At 52.8% G+C, this 517-nt stretch carries 1 pseudogene; it reads left to right on the top strand.

From position 1 onward, the window contains the following. A pseudogene (locus tag GNF76_RS29505) lies at positions 1-271 on the top strand (helicase-related protein); the annotation flags it as partial. Positions 272-517 lie beyond the last annotated feature (246 nt).

Below are 517 nucleotides of genomic sequence, written 5' to 3'. Positions count from 1 at the left end.
GACCATTGTGTTCTTACAGACCGGCTACAACGTGTATACGCTACAACAGGCAGCCAGACGGTCATGGAGGATTGGGCAGAAGCATCCGGTGCGGGTGATCTTCTTTGGCTATGTAGGCAGCTCGCAGATTACCTGCCTGCAGTTGATGGCCAAAAAAATTGCCGTGGCTCAAAGCACGTCGGGAGATGTTCCAGAGTCTGGCCTTGACGCGTTGAACCAGGATGGGGACTCGGTTGAGATGGCACTGGCAAGGCAGCTTATCGCTTCATAGTGTGACGGCCACCTTCGGGTGGCCTTTTTCATTGTGAGTGGACAACTGCCCGGGCCAACCCGGAAAAGAATAGTTGCGGGGCAATGAAATTGAAAGCCAACGCAAGCACGTCATTAGAGGGTTTGATCGAGAAATGGGGGGCGTATTCGACAGCGTTGCAAGTCTAGACTTTCGCCAAGACTTTGATTTCGGCGCCTCACCCTAGCTCTAGGCTACTCATAGGTCATCGTAAACGTCAGTGACGAT

It is taken from the genome of Pseudomonas spelaei (assembly GCF_009724245.1).
Classification (GTDB): domain Bacteria; phylum Pseudomonadota; class Gammaproteobacteria; order Pseudomonadales; family Pseudomonadaceae; genus Aquipseudomonas; species Aquipseudomonas spelaei.
This window is presented reverse-complemented; position numbering and strand designations above follow the sequence as displayed.